A 3,510-nucleotide genomic window follows, 5' to 3' on the forward strand; every position below is an offset into this window, starting at 1 on the left:
CACCACCCGTCGTGAACATCTGATCCGTGTGCATGATGCTCTCCTTTGAACAGGGGACTCGACACGCCCTGATTTTACGTATCAGTTCGTTGACGACCTCCACCTGTTACATAGGATCTAGAGGAGCCAAGAGGCGCTTCCGCTACACTGGCCATTTTGTGATTTCAGTCCGGCATGGCCACCGTCGAACGCACCGCTTATCCGCGCTTTCCGAAGGTCTTTTCGACGGCAGAATTGCAGGCTTGCTATACGCCGGACATCGAGGAACTGGAGTGGGGGCGACGAAATGCGCGGGGGCAATCCACGCGGCTCGGCCTGTTGGTGTTGCTGAAGGTCTTTCAGCAGATGCACCACTTCCCCAACCTCGATGCCATTCCCACGACCGTCGTCGAGCACGTCCGGGTCAGCGCAGGCATCGACACTGAGGTCGAATTTGGTTATGACCGAGCCAGATCTCCGGCATTGTTTCGGCACTACGCCACCATTCGTGAGTTTCTTGGCATCCAGTCCTACTACGGCACCGACGCCAATGAAGTCGCCGTGCGTGCGGCACGGGAAGCGGCCGAGGCCGTGGACCAGCCGGTGGACATCATCAACGCCACCATCGACAGCCTGATTCAGCAGCAGGTCGAATTGCCGTCGTTCTCGACGCTGGATTCGATTGCGGAGCAAGTCCATGCGCGCACGCAAACAGCCCTGTTCCGGCGCGTCGCGCGGCGCCTGATGGATGATGACAAGGCGCAACTGGACCGCCTGCTCAAGCGGGAATTCAATCAGCGCCAGACGGCGTACAACACCATCAAGCGCTACGCATTGCGGCCGTCGCGCAAGCACATCTCATTGCTGATCGAACATCTCACCTGGCTCGAAGGCTTTGGGGACTACGCCCGCGCGCTGGAAGACGTGCCGGCCACAAAGCTGCGCTCCCTGTCATCGCAAGCGATGAGCCTGGACGCGGCCAACCTGAAGGAAATCCTGCCTGAGCGTCGCTACACCCTGATCGTGGCGCTGCTGCATCAAATGCGTGTGCGGGCCCGTGACGATCTGGCCGAGATGTTCATCCGCCGTATGGGGGCGATCCACAAGCGGGCCAAGGAAGAGCTTGCGCTCATCCAGGCGCGGCAGCGCGAACAGATGAAAAGCCTCGTGGACCTGCTCGATGGGGTGGTCAACATCGTTGACGATCATGCCGACGACGCTACGCTAGGCGCCCAGGTGCGCAACTACCTGGCGCCGACAGGCAGTCTCGAGCCTTTGCGCGAAAGTTGCGCCGAGGTCCGGGCCTACAGCGGCAAGAACCACCTGCCGTTGCTGTGGCGGCACTTCAAGGCGCATCGGGCCGTCCTACTGCGCCTGGCGCACGCCTTGGCACGGGGATCGACCACGCAATCGCAGACCTTGTTGACGGCATTAGATGCGGTGTTCGACAACGAGTCGCGGCACCGGGAGTGGATCGCCGTCGACGTCGACATCAGCTTTGCGTCGGAACGCTGGCGCAAGCTGGTGCGCCGTCCGATTGATAAAGGAGCGCCGACGAATCGTCGGTACCTGGAACTCTGCGTGCTATCCCGTATGGCCAAGGAGCTACGCAGCGGCGATCTGTGCGTAACCGGCTCCGACGCTTTCGCCGACTACCGGGATCATCTGCTGCCGTGGCGCGAGTGCGAGCAGCGTCTGCCGAGCTACTGCGAGAAGTTCGGCATGCCCGACAGCGGCGCCCGTTTCGTGGCCCAACTTCGTCAGCGACTCACGGACACGGCCCGCCAACTGGATGAACGTTTCCCCGAGAAGTCCGAGCACGTGATCATCAACAAGGCGGGCGAACTGGTCGTACGCCGCACTGCGGCCACCATCGTCCCCGAGAGTGCGGTGGCGCTGCAGAAAGCGCTGATAAAGCGCATGCCGGTGCGCAACCTGCTGGACGTGCTGGCAAATATCGAGCACTGGACCCAATTCACGCGGTACTTCGGCCCGCTCAGCGGTAGCGACCCCAAAATCCGAAACGCTGCCGAGCGTTACCTGCTGACCATCTTCGCGATGGGCTGCAATCTGGGCCCAACCCAGGCAGCGCGTCACATGGGCGACAAGGTCACGCCGCACATGATGTCGTTCGTCAACCGGAGACACCTGAGCCTGGAACGGCTGGAGACCGCACAGCGCGAGCTGATCGAACTCTATCTGCGGCTCGACCTGCCCAAGCATTGGGGTGACGGCAAGACGGTGGCGGCCGACGGTACCCAGTACGACTTCTACGACAACAATCTCCTGGCCGGCTACCACCACCGGTATCGCAAGATGGGCGCGGTGGCTTACCGGCACGTGGCCGACAACTACATCGCGGTCTTTCGGCATTTCATCCCGCCCGGCATCTGGGAGGCCATCTACGTCATCGAGGGACTTCTCAAGGCAGGCCTGAGCGTAGAGGCGGATACCGTCCACTCCGACACCCAGGGTCAGTCGGCGGCGGTGTTCGCCTTCACCCATCTGCTGGGCATCAAGCTGATGCCGCGCATCCGAAACTGGCAGGATCTCGAACTGTACCGGGCGGATGCCGAGACGAAATACCAGCACATCGACACGCTGTTTTCGGAAACGGTCGACTGGGATCTCATCGAGCGGCATTGGCAGGACCTGATGCAGCTCACACTGTCGATCCAGACCGGCGCGCTCTCGTCGCCCTTGCTGCTGCGCCGGTTCGGCGCGGCCACCCCGAAAAATCGCCTGTCTTTGGCCGCGGAGGAATTGGGCAAGGTTGTGCGCACAATTTTCCTGCTCGAGTGGATCGGCAGTGGCGAGCTTCGCCAGGAGATTACCGCCACCACCAACAAGGTCGAGTCCTACAATGGTTTCGCCAAATGGTTCTCGTTCGGCGGTGACGTGCTGCCGGTCAACGACCCGGACGAGCAACAGAAGCGCCTGCGCTACAACGACCTGATGGCGTCGGCGGCGATCCTGCAGAACACGGTGGACATGATGCAGGCATTGCGGGCGATGGTGAAGGAAGGCATCCCGGTCAATCCGGCCGATATTGCCTTCCTGAGTCCATATCTCACCAGTAACCTGAAGCGCTTTGGCAAATACGAGCTTGACTTCGATCGCATCGAGAGCTGGATTCGCGACAGCCTGTTCGCGGCGCCGGCCCATTCCATCCGGAGACCCAAACGTCATGCCTGATATCGAGACCCCTTACGGCGCCGTCGATGCCGACGCATTGCAGTCATTGCGGCAGCGCTATGACACCTTGGTCATCCAACGGGCGGTGGATCAGTTCGACTCGCTTCGAGCTCGCTGCGGACCGGACGGGCTGCGCGACGATCTGCTGCGCTTGCATGGCATGGCGCATACCGTGATCAATGGCGCGATCCTGTCGTACTCGACCGACGATATGACACTATTGAGATTTACAAAAAACATGACAACGGATTCAGGGCTGGCGCGTTTCATCTCTAACGGGTTGATTGGAGATACGCGCCGTGTCGAAGAAGCCGTTAGACGATGCAACGAAGAAGC

At 60.9% G+C, this 3,510-nt stretch carries 2 protein-coding genes; both read left to right on the forward strand.

Annotation, left to right across the window (positions count from 1 at the left end; translation table 11 throughout):
- The first annotated feature begins 174 nt into the window (after positions 1 to 174).
- On the forward strand, positions 175 to 3,174 hold the full coding sequence (locus tag DN412_RS42435; protein ID WP_115216938.1) for a Tn3 family transposase: 3,000 nt from the start codon (positions 175 to 177) through the stop codon (positions 3,172 to 3,174).
- The coding region (tnpC, locus tag DN412_RS42440; RefSeq protein WP_279635316.1) for a Tn3 family transposase post-transcriptional regulator TnpC at positions 3,167 to 3,510 on the forward strand (344 nt) is incomplete at its 3' end. The genes DN412_RS42435 and tnpC, both read left to right, overlap by 8 nt.

Origin of the sequence: Cupriavidus lacunae (assembly GCF_003353055.1) — a bacterium.
Lineage (GTDB): Bacteria > Pseudomonadota > Gammaproteobacteria > Burkholderiales > Burkholderiaceae > Cupriavidus > Cupriavidus lacunae.